Below are 18,082 nucleotides of genomic sequence, written 5' to 3'. Positions count from 1 at the left end.
ATGACTAAAAAATTGCTACTGGCGCTAATGCTCACTATACTCGCTGCAAGTATAACTCTCATATTCCTGATATTTAATTTGAAGGTGGAGACCTCAACAGACCGAGTGGCGATCAATACCATTGTTAAGCTTACAGAGCAGCATTGGGATAAGCTTGAGCCGAAACTGTACAAGGAAAGTCCCTATGATTTCGCCATTATTGATACTTCTGGTGAGCTAAAATATCAGACTGAAAATGCGATTTCCGTTAGCGTTAATGAAGCTATCAATAATCGGGATACCTTAGTCGACGTTGTTGTTCAGGATCAGCTGGTGGGTAAAGTAATTATTAATAATGATTACCGTACGATTTTTATACATATGAAACAACAATTTATACAAGTTTCAGTTGCGATGCTGCTTTTGCTTACAATTCTAGGCATCCTCTATATTTGGTTCCTGAATAGATCCATTCTTCGTCCGTTTCGCAAAATGCAGCTATTCGCAAAGCATATCGCAAGAGGCGATCTTGAAGTGCCTCTGGAGATGGATCGTAATCATCTATTTGGTGCTTTTACCGAAAGCTTCGATATGATGCGGGAAGAGCTTGCGGCGGCTAGACACAGTGAATATTTAGCGAACAAGAGTAAGAAGGAGCTGGTTGCTAGTCTCAGTCATGATATTAAGACACCCGTCGCTTCGATGAAGGCGATTACGGAACTGATGTTATTAAGCACAAGAGATGAGAAGACAAGCAGACAGCTAAATACCTTGTATTCCAAAGCGGATCAGATTGATCGTCTGGTCACAGACATGTTCCATTCCACCTTGGAGGAACTGAATGAACTAAAAGTCAGCTTAACGGAGGAGCATAGTCACCTGCTGACCCAAATTATAAATAATGTTAACTTCTACGAACGGATTTCAGCTGCATCTGTGCCAGACTGCATTATTATGGTGGATCCTTTACGGCTGCAGCAGGTCATCGATAATGTGGTGAACAATTCCTATAAGTATGCCTTCTCCGGTACACCCATCGATATTACATTCGAGATTAGGGATCATTATCTGGAAGTTGATATTCTGGATTATGGTCCTGGTGTTCCTGAGGAGGAATTGCCATTAATATTCAATAAATTCTTTCGGGGCAGTCTGGCCGTGAGCCAGAACGGTGCAGGTCTAGGTCTGTACATTTCTCGTTATATGATGCAAAAAATGCAGGGCGACATTGTATGCTCCAATCGGGAGGATGGATTTACTGTAAAGCTGCTGATTCCTTTAGCAGGATAGAATTAAGAATTCGTTAAGGATTGCACAAAGACATGTTAAGAACATTTAACGTACGATTAGGTTGCAATTACGAATGAGTCTGTGATTGCAGCCATTATAATGTGCGTAGAGCTAGGGTTACTATTAGCGCAATTAATGAGCATGAACGTAAATGGAGTGTTCAACATGAACGAAGTGAATAATAAAGTATTGATGCAGACCCATAAGCTTGGAAAAACCTTTTCCCATGGAGGAACTCAGCAGCATGTATTAAAAAATCTGGATCTGACCTTATATCATGGTGATTTCACGATTATCATGGGCAGCTCTGGTTCTGGTAAATCAACACTGCTGTACGCCATTTCGGGAATGGATAAGCCAACGCTTGGAGAGGTCTTGTTTGAAGGTCAAGATATTACGGCGATGAGTAATGATCAGCTGGCGATATTCCGGCGGAAGAATTGTGGATTTGTGTTTCAGCAGATCCATCTGCTCGATTCAATGAGTGTCCTCGACAATGTATTATCAAGTGCTTTTCTTGTCCAAAAGGATAGAGCTGGGGCTGTGGAAAAAGCCAAAAAGCTGCTCTTAGATGTAGGCCTGGATGACACCATCTGGGGTAAGTTTCCAGCGCAAATTTCAGGAGGAGAAGCTCAGCGTGCCGGTATTATCCGGGCCCTTATCAACAGTCCAAAAGCGGTCTTTGCGGATGAGCCGACTGGAGCGTTAAATAGCTCAGCAGGAATAGGGGTACTGCGTGTCCTAACCGAGGTAAATAAGCAGGGGCAAAGCATAATTATGGTAACCCATGATCTCAAAACTGCGCTGCGTGGTAATCGGATCTTGTATCTGCAGGATGGGGTAGTCATCGGAGATTTGCGCCTTTCCCCTTATAGCGAAGATAGTGGACCTGAACGGCAGCAGCAATTACAGTCCTTTCTGACCGAATTGGGGTGGTAGGGATGAGAAGCTTAATAGGAAAGCTTGCTTGGTCCAATATTCGTAAAAGAAAAAGTGCAACGATTACGCTCTTCGTATTGATTATGATTGCTGCGCTGCTGCTGAACATTGGCCTCACGGTCAGCTTGAAGCTTAATTCTTTTCAGCAAGAAAAAATATCGAAGCTAAATACACCTGATATCACCGCTTATTTTCCTTTAAATGAGAATGTGAAGAATTATGAATCTCTGGTGGATAGCTATCCTTATACTGAAACATGGGAGAATGAGGCGGCGCTTCTGCTACCTGATGTAAAGATAAACTACGGGGGAAACAATACAGCTATTGCTTTCTTGATTCTTAACAAGGATTCGCAGCGCTCTATGGGACTATTTAATACCACTTCTCGGTTGGAACCTGCGGATCAAAATACAATTTATTTGCCGTATATCTTTCACGGAGGCTCAGGGTATAACCTTGGGGATACGATCTCGTTTGAATACGATAACAACAAATTTACTTATACCATCGGTGGATTTACGGAGGAACCCCTTTTTGGGACATTGACGAATGGGGCTTTGAAAATATTTTTAAACGATGAAGGTTATAAGCAATTAGAGGAACGGCTTGGGAAAGAAGTTCAATTTAATTTTTTATCTGTACAATTAAACGAACGGGCGAAAGAAGTCAAGCTGGAGCAAGAGTTGAGTGAACAGATTTTTGGATCTGGAAACACAAGTTCATTTTTAGTCATGCGAACTGATGTGGGGCTCGAAGGTAACCGCGTTTTTGTGAATATTTTAGCCGCTATTCTGATTGTATTTGCATTGATTATGGTTGTAATCTCGTTGATTGTGATCAGGTTTCAGATCTTCGGGAATATTGAGGATAACCTAACCAACATCGGTGTTTTGAAAGCGAACGGTTATACGTCAAGGCAGATCATATCCTCATTTCTGTTACAGTTCGTCTCAGTGTCTATAATGGCCTCCATACCGGGAAGTTTGATTTCTGTTCTAGTCATGCCCTTAGTAGGTAATATGATTTCGTCTTCGGTTGGACTGTTGTGGCCGACAACTTTTGAATTATTAAGTGCTTTGTTGAGTTTGCTTATCGTTACGGTACTGATTCTCTTAGTTGCCTACCTGTCTAGTAGAAAGATTCGAAGGATTACTCCGATAGCAGCTCTTCAGAGCGGGCTTCTTACCCACAATTTTAAGAAAAATCATTTTCCGCTAGCGAGCACTTCATTGAATTTGCAATTCGCCTTAAGTCTGAAGTCTTTATTTAGACAGACCAAGCAGAATTTTATGATCGTGCTGATCGTTGCAGGATTGACCTTTTCGAGTATATTTTGCTCCATCCTTAATTTTAACTTTAAAGGGGATACTTCAGCCGTTTTAGATTTAGTGGGTCTAGAACGTACCAATTTGCAACTTGATCTAAAAAAAGCTGATCATGATCCAAAGATATTTGCAGAAGTAGAGGCCATGCCTGAGGTTCAGAAGATCTCCATATTGGAAGGTAGAGTAGCTTCTATAGATGATTCCAGTTTTATGATCCGTGTATCTGATGATTATGCCAAGCTGGAGACGCAGACGGTCTATAAAGGTAGGCAGCCCATTTTTGATAATGAAATTGCGGTATCCGGTGTAATCTCAAAAATGAAAAATAAATCGATTGGGGACGAGATTCCAGTTACGTTTAATGGGGTAACCCAAAATTATTTGGTGACTGGTCTTAGCCAGCAGATTAATCAGTTAGGTATGGTTGCTACCATAACAGAAGATGGAATGAGAAAATTGCAGCCGAATTATTCCGTCCAGTCCATTAATGTATACTTAAAGGAAGGGGAAGATCCTCAAGTCTTCATTCAAAAGCTTGAAGAACGTCTCCCTGGACAATGGATCGTAACGAACATTTTAGACATGTTAGAAAGCACGCTTAGTACATTCACTTCAGCAGTATCTTCTATGACAGCAGTCATTACCGCGGTCACAATTATAGTGGTTAGTTTAATTTTGTATTTGGTGATTAAGACGTTGATTATGAAACGTAAGCGGGAATTCGGTATTCTTAAAGGTATTGGATATACAACCTTTAATCTGATGACACAGATTACGTTCAGTCTTTTTCCGGTGATTGTAGTTGGAGTATTATTGGGGAGTTTAGCAGGTTATTTTTTCTCGGATTCAGCGTTTGTATTATTGCTTTCAAGTCTAGGCATTTATAACGTTCAGCTGGCGGTTAGTCTGCCTCAAGTGCTTCTACTCTGTGCTGTCATTCTAGTGGTTGCTTATGTGGTATCCATGTTAGTTGCAAGACGGATTCGGAAGGTCAGTGTATATGATTTAATTATGGACTAAGCGCTTGAACAAGAAACAACGAGCTGGAGGTAGGCCGCACCTGTATTAATAGGTTTCGTAGCCACTCCATACTCGTTGTTATTTTTATTACATATTCATTCGTCCGTCATCATAATTGAATTGCCAATCGATGCCGAATTTATCTTTTAGACTACCATAACACGAGCTCCAGAAGGTTTCTTGTAATTCCATACCTACTTTGCCGCCTTCTTTAAGCTTATGAAAATATTTTTTTATGCCATCCAAATCCTTACTAACTACCGAAAGACTAATGTTATTTCCTTCCACAAAAGGCATGCCCGGAAAAACATCAGAGAACATTACATTACTGCCTTCGATATTCAAGCGAGTGTGCATAACTAAATCTTTGGCTTCTTCAGGAAGAGTGAAATTGGGATCAGGTGGTGCTTCGCCAAAGGTCATGATTTGTGGACGTTCAACGCCAAACACCTCCGCGTAAAATTCTGCGGCTTGACGACAATTCCCGTTGAAATTCAGATAAACATCGATAGACATTTACTTCACTCCTTAAAAGTTTTATTGGCATCGAAAGCATAGTTTAAAGTTAAAATTTAAGATATCTCGCGACTTCCATATTGTATCATTTACCAGTGTATAAACAAATATACTTATAGTCTCATTTGGTATGAACTTAAATATGACTAATCAAAAGAGCCGCTGGAATATGATCCAGCGGCTCTTTTCCTATGATTTAATTCGTTTACCGAGCAGAACTAGTAGCCAAATGATACCAGCACCTACTATGGCATGACCGAGACCTGCAATATGCGGTAAGAAGCTGATATCATTCCCGTTAATTTGCAGCATCCCGCGAGTGGCCATAGTACCGATCGTGATCAGGAGACCAATGTTATATACAATGTACCATGCGCCAAAGGATTTAGCTTCATGGATATTAAATAACTTGGCTAGGATCAATGCGATTATAAAGAAGAAAAAGCCCAGTACAAGGATATGAGTATGAAGTGCAACTAAGATGGTGTTTCCTTCGAAATCATTCATTTTGGTAATTTCACGATAAGCAACACCTGCTATCAAACCAAGAATGGCATAGAAAAAAGACGTGTAATACAATTTTTTCATGATCATGACTCCTTTATGTTTATTGTTATATTGAAATCATATCTTTCAAATAAGAACGCAGTATGAACAAATGATTATATAGTGATTAATTTCACGGAATTGACAAAAAATAATCTCTTAAGCATGTCCCACATAGTTTCCACACAATATTCATCTATAATCATTAATATTATTGAACCCCACTATTCATTGGATTCAGGGTGTTCGATCGCACGGGAGGATGAATATGAAAAAAGCGGATTGGATCATAGCCATTCTAGTTATGGGAATGGGTCTGATGTGCATGTTGGTTTCAGCAAATTTTTTTCGTATTGATTTTTTCCGTATTATAAAGTAGGAGATGGTTTTTTTGAAAAGAGGAGTATTTGCAGTAATCTGTGTTGTTATTTTGTCATTTGGAATTGGAACAGCAGCTTATGCTGCCGGGTTTGCTCCAAGCACTTTTAAAGAGATGTTGCCCTTTATGAAAGAAAGACATCCTAACTTAGGTGATTCCGAACTAGAACAAATGTATAAGAGCTGTCATCAACAAGAGGGCATTTCTAATACTCGTGGAATGATGTAAGGCTATGCTGATATAGAGTCAACTATAAACAACGCATTTTAAAAAGAACCCTTTGTTGCATACAACAAAGGGTTCTTTTTTTATCATCGCATAAGTATCGTATTACAATCTTAAGTTGCGGGGTTCAATGCTCCCTGATACTCATACATTAAATTGTCAATAATCTGCTGTACGGACAATATCTCTTTAATCTCATGAACTCTGGACCCGGCAAACACTAATCCGTTCTTAACATCTCCTCTAAGCGAAGTTAGCAGGGATTCCATGGTACAGAAGCGATGCGAACATACCTTTAGACAATTAGAGCATTTTGCTATTTTTAATTTGGCATCATCACTAATACGTTCTGTGAATTCATTACGAATCGCTCTGCCATCTAGCCCAACTGTAGACTTAATTAGAATAGTATCACCTTGCTGAGCATCTACATATTTTTGCTTAAAGGCCAGAGGAGCATCACATTCATGGCTCGCCACGAAACGAGTCCCCATCTGAACACCAGAAGCGCCAATCCGAAGGGCTTTTGCGATATCATCTCCCGTCAGAATCCCACCAGCAGCAATAACCGGAATCGAAACGGCTTCTACAACCTCAGGAAGAATTTCGAACATGGATCTCTCTGTGCCCAAATGGCCCCCGGCTTCAAATCCTTCCACTACGACTGCAGAAGCACCAAGTCTTTCGGATATTCTGGCTAATTTGGCGGAGGAAACAATAGACACCACAGGAGTACCATACTCTTTACCCCAAGCATAAATATCTCTGGAAATCCCGGCTCCAGAAATAATAAAGTCCACTTTTTCTTCCAAAGCGACCTTCATTTTATCAGCAAAATCCTTCATCGCGAATAGAACATTCACACCGATATATCCAATCCCTTTTGAGAGCTCTCTTGTTTTGCGAATATGCATTCTCAGTTCATCAGTGGTGATTCCTGTACCGGAAATGGTGCCGATCCCGCCTGCATTGGCTACAGCAGCAGCTAAGCCACTTAAGGATATGCCTACGCCCATACCCCCTTGAATTACAGGAACCTTGGATTTAATATGCCCAAATTGGATTGTTGGCAGTTTCATAAACGCACCTCTTTCACTAGTTGTAGACCGTTATAAAATGTCTACTGGAGTAACAGTTATAAAGGTATCACAGTTAAATCTTTGCAGATGTGACTGTGCGCATGCTCAAACTATGTTAAATATCATGTTCATATTATAGGAGGGAGAAATATAGAAATCCGTTTATGATACAATAAATAGCAATATTATAAGGAGAGAAGGACTATGTATGGAGTTTGAATATTTGCTTCGTGTAGTTGGAGCTGGAATTTGTGGTGTTTTAGTTGGCTTTGAACGAAAAAGTCGGATGAAAGAAGCGGGAGTTAGAACGCATTTTATTGTTGCTTTAGGTGCTGCACTTATGATGATCATTTCAAAATATGGATTTCAGGATCAAGCTGATTGGTCCTATGTTAAGCTCGATCCCGCACGTATAGCTGCCCAGGTAGTAAGTGGAGTGGGATTTCTTGGTGCAGGAATGATTTTCATGCATAGACACACTGTGAAGGGCCTGACAACTGCAGCGGGGATTTGGGCAACGGCGGGACTAGGGCTGGCGATTGGATCGGGCCTATATATTCTTGGTGGAGGAGCAACAATTATTATCTTACTTGGACAAAAGATTTTGCATGGCCGCTACAGTTGGCTGGCCTCACCGAAAACGCAACAGATTGTGATCTGTCTGACTAATTCAGAAGGAGCCGTGAGTAGAATTCAACAGCTCCTTGAAGAAAAAAATATTACCATTTTAAGCTTTCACGCTGAAAATAATAGTCTTGCCTCCGAATTGAATTTAGAAATTATCGTAAAATTTCCTGAATCGTTTAATGCTGTGAAATTGTTGTCATTGATACAAGAGGACGCGTCTGTTAAGGCAGTAGAGTTTCAATAATTTTTTTAACACTACGCATCAAAAGTTGGTTTCTATATGAAGAACTTGCTTTTGATGCGGGTGCAATCTCCATTTCACTATCAATCCGCGCACGATTCTACCTTTTTTCCAATATTCAGATTCACAAAACTTCTGCATCGACCCCAAACCTCTTTTATTTTTAAGATATTTCCTCCACCTCTAAATTAAGTTTTTCCTATTTATAGTTTCCGCCCGGTCTATTATGAGAGCGGTTTTGGTCTTTGATGTTATGTTTGTGTTATGTATTTATTGGAGATTGTTATAAAAATCACATATTAAACGCTTTCATTTATTTCGAATAAAAAAATATGTCATTTATATTGACATACAATCAATGAGCCTTTATTATTAATCCCATCACTGGAGAAACTAAACTGAAATTTAATCAAATAATACATTAGCGTAGCTTAATTGGCAAATTTTTTCTTATTTTTATAGTTTTATTAGTTTGATTAATGCACTGAAGAAAATAATTAGGAGAATGTCTGTGAAAAAGCATGATCAGGATTTTATGAAGCGGCAAAATCGTTTGACGGTCTTCGAAATCATAAAAAATCAACAACCAATTTCTCGCGCTTCCATCGCCAAACAAACGGGTATGAGTCCTACAACTGTAAGTCGAATTGTTGGGGAATTAACTGAACAGGGCTATCTACTGGATTCGGATCAGGTATCGTCAGGATTAGGTCGGAAATCAACGTTGCTAGCTATGGTTGACGCTTCTGTATTGTCGGTTGGGGTTGAGCTGGATCGCAGTCTTATGATTGTAGGTATCGTAGATTTGCAAGGTAAGCTTCTCTGCAGCAGGCAATACCCGCGTACTCCGGACGAGAGTCCAGACAAGACACTGGAACGAATCAATGAAGCGATTGAACAACTGACGCAGCAGCATGTGATTGACAGAACGCGTATCGTCGGTATTGGCGTTGGACTTCCTGGAATTGTGAATAACGAAGAAGGTATTGTTGTCTTCTCTGTTCAGCTTGGATGGAAGAATGTTGCCTTAGCAAAACGCCTAAAGGAACTAACCGGTTTTGAAATTGCTGTAGATAATGAGTTGAAAGTTAGAGCTCTTGCTGAACACCTCAAAGGCGCTGCTGTTGGATCTGTCCGTACCGCACTATTGGGCTTCGGGCAAGGCGTTGGCTCGGCGATGATCCTTGAAGGAGAGATTTATCGCGGGGTGATGAACAGTGCTGGTGAAATAGGGCATACGACAGTGGATCCTAACGGAATGATGTGCGAGTGCGGTAAGGCGGGTTGCTTACAGACCTATATAAATATCAGTTCATTGTTGTCGGAAGCCAATCGGATTCGTCCGATTCGCACGATCGAGGAGTTATTTGAAGCAAAGGATGCAGGAGAGCATTGGGCGGTTCATTTGATCGAGCGTGCGCTCATGTATATGGCGATTACTATCAACAATGTCGTATGCATGTATAACCCCGATAGTGTGATCCTGAGTGGAGAACTCGTAGACAAATTTCCGGATATTTATGAAGCAGTCGAGAAGCTATATCTTTCACGCTTCACATGGGAACCCCTTCGTGGGTCTTTCTCCATTCATCGTTCGATGTTGAACGAGAATGGTGTAATTATTGGATCTGGACTACTATCGCAAAATCGTTTTTTCGCATTGGATTAAAATAATTACATCGAAGGAGGTTGTACAGATGGGGTTTACAACATTAGTAGAAGAATATCGCGGTGGCTTACTGGAGAATGTCCATTATGGTGCAGTTAGCGTGGTCGATGAGAAAGGTAATATTTTGTATAAAGCAGGTAATCCGGAGCATATGACCTATCTTCGTTCAGCTGCTAAACCATTCCAAGCTTTACCGGTTATGAAGCGTCGGATCGATGAGGTTTACGGTTTGACAAGTAAGGAAGCCTCACTCTTTACTGCTTCGCATCGGGGAGAGGCCTTTCATATTGAAGCTCTTGAATCTCTTTTTCAGAAAATGGGATTAAAAGAAGAGGGACTTCATTGTTGTTCTACATACCCACTGAATGAGGAAGCCAAGGCAGAACGCCATCGGGCGAATGAGCCCACTCGTAAAATCTTTCATAATTGCTCAGGTAAACATGCAGGGTTAATGGGCCTTAGCAAATATATGGGTTGGGATATAGATACTTATTATGATCCTAACCATCCCGTGCAACAGGAGATCATTGATATCATGGCTTATATCGCAGAAGTATCGAAGGAATCCATTCCTCAAGGGATTGATGGTTGTGGTCTTCCTATCTTCGCACTCCCTCTTCATAAAATCGCTTATTCATATTTAAAGCTAGCTTGTCCTGATTTGATTGAGAATACGGAAATACGTAACGCAGCTGCTGCGACTGCAAAGCTTATGAACGATAATCCGGTGATGATTGCAGATACGAAATTCGTCTGCTCGGAGCTTCTAAAGGATGATAATCTGACGGCAAAGGGCGGCGCTAAAGGTGTATATGGGATTGGACTCCGAAAGGAACGAATCGGTATCTCGCTAAAAGTATCCGATGGCTCCGAGCAAGTATGGCCTTGTATCATCGCATCGATTCTGGAACGTTTAGGCTATAGCAATCAAGATACGATTGATCGTTTATATGCACTCGTGCCGAACACTATTGTCAATGATGGCGGTACAATTGTGGGCGAGCGACGTGCTGTATTCCAATGGGAAGTCTGATTATAAGGATCGAGAATAATCTTCAAGTCTCATGAATAATCGGACTGGGAGCTTTTCTAATACATCGTTTCTAAAGGGGAGTGTATAACATGAAAGCAAAAGGAAAAGTATGGTCAATGTTCATGCTGCTGCTTATTACAGTAGTAGTGACTGCAGGGTGCGGCAACAAAGCGAACAACGAGGGACAAGGCGGCAATACCGCTGGTGGAACGGAAACTAGCACCCCAACTACAAAAAATGATAAAGACATTGTAATTGCCATCAATGCTAACTTTATTACGCTGGACCCTCATAACGCAAGCGATACACATTCAATCAGCGCTGCCAGAACGATGTACGAAGGTCTAATGGGTTTTGATGAGAATATGAACGTAGTTCCTGTCCTTGCTGCTAGCCATTCCATAAGTGAAGACGGGTTGGTCTACACGTTCAACTTACAAGAGAACGTTAAATTCCAAGACGGTACTGACTTCAATGCTGAAGCGGTTAAAGTAAACATCGCCCGTATTCAAGATGAGAAGAACAATCTGAGACTGCGCAAAAGCTTTGCAAAGGTAGCAAAAGTGGAGACTCCTGATGCCAAAACCGTGGTTATTACACTCAGCGAGCCATACAACGCATTTTTAAATAAAGTTGCTATGGCACCTATTATTAGCCCAAAAGCTTTAGAAGAAAACGGAGCTGATATTTCGAAAAAACCTGTAGGAACGGGTCCGTTTAAGTTCAAAGAATGGGTGCAAGGTGATCGTCTAGTTGTTGAGAAGAATCCGGATTACTGGCAAAAGGACTTGCCGAAAGTGGATAGTATAACCTTTAGACCCGTACCAGAGAATGGATCACGGATTGCGATGCTGAAGACTGGAGAGGCTGATTTCATTTATCCAATGCCTACCGAGCAAGTATCCGAGGTTGAAGGCATTGAAGGAATTACTATAGATACCATCGATTCAACCATTGTTCGTTATGTTACTTTGAATACGATGAAGAAACCTTTCGATGATGTAAAGGTACGTCAAGCCATTAACTATGCTATCAACAAAGATGCGTATATCAAGGTGGTGAAATCGGGTCTTGGCGCTAAGCTTGATTCCACGATGTCATCCAAAACACAATATTATTCCCCACAAACAGGTTATGACTATGACATTGAAAAAGCTAAGCAACTGCTTGCTGAAGCGGGTTATCCAGACGGATTCGAAACCGAAATTTGGGGTGAGAATGAATCCGAAACTATGAAGGGTATGCAATTTATCCAACAACAGCTAGCGCTTGTAGGCATTAAAGTAGAAGTGAAGTCCATGGAAGGCGGTACTTTATCCGACCAAATTAACGCTGCTAAAACACCTGAAGAAGCAAAAATTCAAATGTGGTATGTCAGCTGGTCTCCATCCTCCGGTGATGCAGATGGTGCTACTAGAGGTTTGTTCAGTAGTGAAATGTTCCCACCAGCTGGCTCGAATACAGCTTATTATAAAAATGAAAATGTAGATAAATGGATTGCTGAAGCAAACAAATCTGTTGATCCGGAAGCGGCTAAATCCATTTATGCAAATATTCAAAAAACAGTATGGGAAGATGCTCCGTGGGCATTCATGGGCGTTGACCAAATCATCTCAGGCAAACGATCGAATCTGGAAGGTGTCAAAGTCTTCCCGGATGGTTCCATTAATGTCCTAAATGCAGAAGTGAAATAATTCAAGTCAAACGCAAGATTTAATTTCCCAAGAATTGAACGAGGCCGCTTCTTAAGAATGGTAGGAAGCGGCCTCAACTAAATCATTTGTCGATACTGAAGGGGGCTTATGAGTTGGGTAGATATGCTTTACAAAGACTCCTCGGGGTTATTCCGTTGCTATTCATTGTATCGGTATTAGTCTTTCTGTTTATTCACTTAATTCCGGGCGATCCGGCCCGGCTTATTGCGGGTAAAGACGCCACACTTGAAGAGATTCATGGCATTCAAGAGCAACTAGGTCTCAATCTGCCGCTGTGGAATCAATACATAAACTACATGAGCGATCTACTAAGTGGTAATCTGGGTAATTCGATTCGATCAGGGATTCCAGTAACCGATATGCTAGAAAGTAGAATAATGCCTACCTTGTGGTTAACGTTTCTCAGCATGGCTTGGGCGCTTGTCATTGGTCTTCTAATTGGTGTTATTTCAGCGGTTTATCGTAATAGATGGCCTGATCACTTAGGCACATTGACAGCCATTTCGGGGATGTCGATTCCTGGATTCTGGTTAGGTTTGGTACTCATTCAAATTTTCTCGGTAGAGCTTGGCTGGTTTCCGACCGGTGGTGTAGATTCCTGGAAGTCGTATATTCTTCCTTCCATTACACTTGGAATGGGAATTATGTCGATGCTGGCTCGTTACTCACGGTCATCGATGCTAGAAACGTTACGGGAGGATTATATCCGTACTGGACGTGCGAAAGGCTTACGCGAGTATGTTGTTATTAGCAGGCATGCGCTGCGCAATTCTCTAATACAGGTCGTTACTGTAGCTGGACTTCAATTTGGATTCTTGCTTGGTGGATCGGTAATGGTTGAGACAGTTTTCAGTATTCCTGGTCTTGGTAGACTGCTGGTGGATTCCATTTTGTTCCGGGATTATACAGTTATTCAAGCTTTGCTGCTGCTGTTTTCAACACAATTTATCCTTATCAATTTAATTGTAGATTTATTGTATGGCGTACTCAATCCGAAAATCAGGTTTTCTCAGTAAGCTAGAGTAACTGAGAGGCAGAATTACGATAGTTTTCAATAGGGTGAATATAGGATTAGGAGGGATATCATGAGCGACAATTCGGCGGTAATGGGAACTAATTCTCCTATACCCGGAGAGGTAATAGCCCCGGAGAAAACAAAAGGCCGCGCGGGTGTTTTTATTCGCAAGTTCAGCAAACAAAAGATGCCCCTTGTGGCTGCATTTTTTATCATATTGCTTTTTTTAATTGCCATTTTCGGGCCATTTCTGACCCCTTATAATCCTGATGAACCGAACTATGATGCGCTAATGCAAGGTCCGTCTGCCAAGCACTGGGCGGGAACGGATGAATACGGCCGTGATATTCTAAGTCGCTTAATTGATGGTACAAGGTTGACTTTGGCGGTCAGTCTGAGCTCCGTATTGATTGCAGGTGTACTTGGAACTATCCTTGGTCTTGTCAGTGGATATTATGGCGGTTGGCTGGATCGGATTATTATGCGTGGCAGTGACGTATTGTTCTCATTCCCTGATTTACTACTTGCCATTGGGATCGTCGCTATACTTGGGCCTGGTTTATCCAACGTTGTGATTGCCGTTGCAGTCTTCGGTACACCCTCGTTCGCCCGCATTATTCGGAGCGTAACATTGTCTGCGAAGGAAACATTGTTTGTTGAAGCTGCCCGTTCAATGGGTGCAAAGAATCGAAGAATCATTTGGCGACATATTTTTCCTGAAACAGTCCCTAGTATCATCGTTAATTTATCCATGAAAATTGGCGGGGCAATCTTAGCCGCTGCGTCACTGAGCTTTCTTGGAATGGGTGCGAAGCCAACGGAGCCCGATTGGGGGGCAATGTTAAGCATGGGGCGCGATTATTTAAGTATAGCTCCACATATCGTTTATTTTCCGGGTTTAGCTATATTTTTGACAGTACTTGCATTTAACCTGGTCGGGGACGGACTGCGCGATGCTCTTGATCCCAAAATGAAAAACTAAGGAGGGACAAGACATGACTCAAAATTTGCTGGAAGTACAAGGGCTGAAAACGGAGTTCAAACGCGGCGATGGAAGTATAACGGCAGTTGCAGGTGTTGACTTTGTGATTAAGAAAGGTGAAGTGCTGGGTCTAGTTGGAGAATCCGGCTGTGGCAAAAGCGTTACCTCACTGTCGATTATGCGGCTCCTTAAGGATACGCCAGGCAGAATTTCTGGCGGTTCTGTTCGTTTCGAGGGAACGGATCTGACAAAGGTTACGGACAAAGAAATGCGCCAGATACGGGGAAATGAAATGGCGATGATTTTTCAGGAGCCGATGACTTCGCTTAATCCTGTGCTGAAGATTGGTTTGCAATTGATGGAGCCGATAATGTTGCATTTGGGTTATGGTCGGAAGAAGGCTCGTGAACATGCCATTCATATGTTGCGGTTAGTTGGTATACCACGTGCGGAAGACTTGGTGGATGAATATCCGCATCAGCTCTCTGGCGGTATGAGGCAGCGTGTAATGATTGCGATGGCGATGTCTTGCCACCCGAAACTGCTGATTGCAGATGAACCAACAACGGCGCTTGATGTAACGATTCAAGCTCAAATCCTTGATCTAATGAAGCACCTGAAAGAAGAACAGGATATGGGAATGCTGCTCATAACCCATGACCTTGGTGTAGTAGCAGAACTATGCGACCGTGTAGTTGTTATGTATGCTGGTCGTGTAGTGGAGGAAGCTTCCGTTCATGAACTATTTGCAAGACCGCAGCATCCATATACGAAGGGATTAATTCAATCCGTTCCTAAGTTGCGTCAAAACGTACGTCGCTTGGATTCTATTAAAGGGAATGTACCTGATCTATCACAAATGCCAGCAGGTTGTAAGTTTGCGCCACGCTGCGATTATGTCACAGAGCGTTGTCTCTCGCAAGAGCCAGAGTTACTCCCGATTGAGGGACTAGAGCGAAAGAGTCGTTGTTGGCTTACACAGCAGGAGAACACGGAAGGAGGGGAACGTTTGTGAAGGAGACTCCACTCATTGAAGTTAAAAGTCTGAAAAAGTTTTTTTCGGTGAAGAAGGGCTTTTTCGGAACTACTAGATATTTGCACGCAGTTGATGGGATCTCATTCGCTATACGTAAAGGAGAAACGTTCAGCCTTGTGGGTGAAAGTGGCTGTGGTAAATCTACTACGGGTAGATTAGTGACTCGCTTGCTGGAGCCGAATGACGGTGAAGTGTGGTTTAAGGGTCAAAATATTAGCCATATCTCAGACAATCAAATGCGGCCTATTCGTAAAGATATACAGATGGTGTTCCAAGACCCCTATGCTTCGCTTAATCCACGGATGAAGGTGAAGGATCTTGTGGCTGAACCTCTGCTCATTCATACAAAGCTCTCGTCCAAAGAACGGGATAAACTAGCATGCGAGTTACTAGAGACAGTGGGATTGAATAGTATCCACGCCGAGCGCTACGCTTTTGAGTTCAGCGGTGGGCAGCGACAACGGATTGGAATCGCCCGGGCGTTGTCTGTTCGCCCAAGCTTAATCGTAGCAGATGAGCCTGTGTCAGCACTGGATGTTTCGATTCAGTCACAAGTGCTAAATCTGTTGCAGGATCTGCAGGAAGAGTATGGCCTGACATATTTATTCATTTCACATGATCTAAGTGTTGTTGAGCATATTAGTGATCGAATCGGAGTTATGTATCTTGGTTCGCTCGTAGAGACGGCGGATAAGGATACCTTGTATGATCGTCCAATGCATCCATACACACAAGCACTGCTATCTTCTGTACCTGTACCCGATCCTACCTTAAAGAAGGAGCGCATTATTCTGAAGGGAGATCTTCCAAGTCCGGTTGATCCACCGTCGGGATGCCGTTTTCATACAAGATGTCCTTCCTGTATGGAAATCTGTAAGCAGCATGTACCGATATTCCGAGAAGTCGAACCAGGTCATGAGGTTGCGTGTCATTTATTTGATGAAGAAATGCTGAAATTAGAACGGTAACTGAAATTGTGAGATAACTTTACGGAAAAGAAGGGACAGCGATGAATATCTTATTCGATTCCGCTAATGTGGCGGATACTATTGTCTATTTAGCTTATGACGAGGAGTCTTTTCCTTTTAAGCTGGAAGCGCCCCACAAACAGTGCAGCAGTGTGACTTGGTTACATGCTCGCACTGAGGAAGAGTCTGATGTGTTAGCGGTAGGAATGGGAAAGCGCAAGGATATTACGCTTGAGAGGATTCGCCGAGCGGGTGGAGCTGCTGCTCGTGCAATTCTGAAGGAAGGACGCAGTAGTGCTTCGCTTGTTCGCTTAGCATCGGAGGCTATAAATAGGAATAAGGATATTACTGCTGCTGATGAATTACAAGCTTGGATGGAAGGTTGGATTCTCGGATTGTACCGTTTCCAAACTTATCGGGGAACTACCAAGGTGGAAGGCTCTGTTGAATTACAGCTTCAATCGATAGATTGGCCTGAGCTGTCATCGATTGAATTGGAAGCTGTACGGGTTTCTGCACAGATACGCGCTGAAGGAGCCGTAGTTGCTCGCGATCTTGTGAATGAGGTACCTGGGACACTGAACCCTGATCGTTTTGCGGAATGGATGGCAGAATTTTTCGACCGTGATGATGATGCTTTGAAAGTCCATATCTATCGAGGACAGGAGCTCGTGGAACTTCAGATGAATGGGTTGCTCGCAGTTGGAGCGGGGAGTAAGCACGCTCCAGCCCTAGTTGAAATTCGTTACAAGAGTAACCCTGAATTACCGATGTTAGCACTGGTAGGTAAAGGTGTAACCTTTGACTTAGGCGGCATGAATGTGAAGACGGCTAGCGATATCAGCGATGCACGCATGGATATGGGTGGTGCGGCTGCTGTTATTGGGGCTATGGATATTTTGATAGGGAAGCGTGCCAATGTAAATGTGACCGCACTTATTCCAGTCGTTGATAATGTGCCAGATGCTGAGGCGATGTTACCTTCGTCAGTTATCCGCTACCCTAACGGGGTAACTGTTCAGGTTGCGAATACGGATGGCGAGGGTCGACTTATCATAGCGGATGCGCTTATTCATGCCGCGAATATCGGAGCAAACCAAGCTGTTGATATCGCTACCCTAACTGGAAATGTCGGCGCAGCGCTCGGATTAGGCATCGCAGGCATATGGGGCGATGCAGATATAACACAGAGCCTGGTTGAGATCGGGGAGCGTAATGGAGAACGACTGTGGCCCATGCCGTTAATGGATGAATATGAAGCAGATCTCCGGAGTAATTATGCTGATCTCCGCAATGTTAGTACTTCTCCCTTTGCAGGTGCGATTACAGCAGCCCTATTTATTCGGCACTTTGTAGCAGAATCAATGAGCTGGGTTCATATTGATATGGCTGGGACAGTACAGTACAAACAGGATGTAGGGTACTCAGAAGCTGGAGCGACGGGATATGGTGCACGCCTGCTCGCCGATTATGTCATGAAGCAAGTGCATCATTAACA

The 18,082-nt window shown here is 42.5% G+C and carries 16 protein-coding genes; 13 read left to right on the top strand and 3 right to left on the bottom strand.

The annotated features are described in order from the left end of the window. From NSS87_RS20875 to NSS87_RS20865, 3 genes are all read left to right on the top strand, one after another. Positions 1 to 1,269, top strand: a complete 1,269-nt coding sequence (locus NSS87_RS20875; protein ID WP_339242532.1) for a HAMP domain-containing sensor histidine kinase — start codon at positions 1 to 3, stop codon at positions 1,267 to 1,269. A gap of 165 nt (positions 1,270 to 1,434) precedes the next feature. Then, on the top strand, positions 1,435 to 2,208 hold the full coding sequence (locus NSS87_RS20870) for an ABC transporter ATP-binding protein (protein WP_042189939.1): 774 nt from the start codon (positions 1,435 to 1,437) through the stop codon (positions 2,206 to 2,208). A gap of 2 nt (positions 2,209 to 2,210) precedes the next feature. Further along, entirely contained in the window at positions 2,211 to 4,553 is a 2,343-nt protein-coding gene (locus tag NSS87_RS20865) for an ABC transporter permease (RefSeq protein ID WP_339242529.1), read from the top strand. Between the two features lie 87 nt (positions 4,554 to 4,640). On the opposite strand, the gene NSS87_RS20860 is transcribed toward NSS87_RS20865, so the two are convergent. Together NSS87_RS20860 and NSS87_RS20855 are read right to left on the bottom strand one after the other, a co-directional pair. Further along, the gene (locus NSS87_RS20860) at positions 4,641 to 5,069 is read right to left on the bottom strand and encodes a VOC family protein (protein WP_339242528.1); all 429 of its coding nucleotides are present in this window, start codon (positions 5,067 to 5,069) and stop codon (positions 4,641 to 4,643) included. A 189-nt stretch (positions 5,070 to 5,258) separates the two neighbouring features. Then, complete coding sequence (locus NSS87_RS20855) at positions 5,259 to 5,657, bottom strand: DUF2871 domain-containing protein (RefSeq protein WP_339242526.1); 399 nt, start codon at positions 5,655 to 5,657, stop codon at positions 5,259 to 5,261. Positions 5,658 to 6,006: 349 nt separating this feature from the next. Between NSS87_RS20855 and NSS87_RS20850 the strand changes: the two genes are divergently transcribed. Beyond that, positions 6,007 to 6,222: a hypothetical protein gene (locus NSS87_RS20850; protein WP_234532155.1), complete on the top strand. Its 216-nt coding sequence runs from the start codon at positions 6,007 to 6,009 to the stop codon at positions 6,220 to 6,222. Between the two features lie 110 nt (positions 6,223 to 6,332). Here NSS87_RS20850 and NSS87_RS20845 read toward each other — a convergent pair whose 3' ends face one another. Next, positions 6,333 to 7,298, bottom strand: coding sequence for a nitronate monooxygenase (locus tag NSS87_RS20845; RefSeq protein ID WP_339242522.1), 966 nt, complete (start codon positions 7,296 to 7,298; stop codon positions 6,333 to 6,335). 208 nt (positions 7,299 to 7,506) lie between these two features. Here NSS87_RS20845 and NSS87_RS20840 point away from each other — a divergent pair, with 208 nt between their 5' ends. The 9 genes from NSS87_RS20840 to NSS87_RS20800 all read left to right on the top strand — a co-directional run bounded on the left by NSS87_RS20840 (position 7,507) and on the right by NSS87_RS20800 (position 18,080). Continuing rightward, positions 7,507 to 8,169: an MgtC/SapB family protein gene (locus tag NSS87_RS20840; protein WP_042189928.1), complete on the top strand. Its 663-nt coding sequence runs from the start codon at positions 7,507 to 7,509 to the stop codon at positions 8,167 to 8,169. Positions 8,170 to 8,677: 508 nt separating this feature from the next. After that, entirely contained in the window at positions 8,678 to 9,835 is a 1,158-nt protein-coding gene (locus NSS87_RS20835; RefSeq protein WP_076300528.1) for an ROK family transcriptional regulator, read from the top strand. Between the two features lie 28 nt (positions 9,836 to 9,863). Beyond that, positions 9,864 to 10,868, top strand: coding sequence for an asparaginase (locus tag NSS87_RS20830; RefSeq protein ID WP_339242520.1), 1,005 nt, complete (start codon positions 9,864 to 9,866; stop codon positions 10,866 to 10,868). Positions 10,869 to 10,957: 89 nt separating this feature from the next. Further along, on the top strand, positions 10,958 to 12,562 hold the full coding sequence (locus tag NSS87_RS20825) for a glutathione ABC transporter substrate-binding protein (RefSeq protein ID WP_339242518.1): 1,605 nt from the start codon (positions 10,958 to 10,960) through the stop codon (positions 12,560 to 12,562). Between the two features lie 113 nt (positions 12,563 to 12,675). Then, positions 12,676 to 13,599 carry an ABC transporter permease subunit gene (locus NSS87_RS20820; RefSeq protein ID WP_042189920.1) on the top strand — a complete coding sequence of 308 codons (924 nt, stop codon included), beginning with the start codon at positions 12,676 to 12,678 and terminating at the stop codon, positions 13,597 to 13,599. 69 nt (positions 13,600 to 13,668) lie between these two features. After that, positions 13,669 to 14,580, top strand: a complete 912-nt coding sequence (locus NSS87_RS20815; RefSeq protein WP_042189918.1) for an ABC transporter permease subunit — start codon at positions 13,669 to 13,671, stop codon at positions 14,578 to 14,580. Positions 14,581 to 14,593: 13 nt separating this feature from the next. Beyond that, positions 14,594 to 15,595 (top strand): ABC transporter ATP-binding protein, encoded by a 1,002-nt coding sequence (locus NSS87_RS20810; protein WP_042189916.1) that lies wholly within the window; start codon positions 14,594 to 14,596, stop codon positions 15,593 to 15,595. Beyond that, positions 15,592 to 16,584, top strand: a complete 993-nt coding sequence (locus NSS87_RS20805) for a dipeptide ABC transporter ATP-binding protein (protein ID WP_042189914.1) — start codon at positions 15,592 to 15,594, stop codon at positions 16,582 to 16,584. Before NSS87_RS20810 ends, NSS87_RS20805 begins: the two co-directional genes overlap by 4 nt. Before the next feature lie 41 nt (positions 16,585 to 16,625). Further along, positions 16,626 to 18,080 (top strand): leucyl aminopeptidase family protein, encoded by a 1,455-nt coding sequence (locus tag NSS87_RS20800; RefSeq protein ID WP_339242514.1) that lies wholly within the window; start codon positions 16,626 to 16,628, stop codon positions 18,078 to 18,080. Positions 18,081 to 18,082 lie beyond the last annotated feature (2 nt).

This window comes from Paenibacillus sp. FSL F4-0243 (assembly GCF_037963295.1).
Lineage (GTDB): Bacteria > Bacillota > Bacilli > Paenibacillales > Paenibacillaceae > Paenibacillus_AQ.
This window is presented reverse-complemented; position numbering and strand designations above follow the sequence as displayed.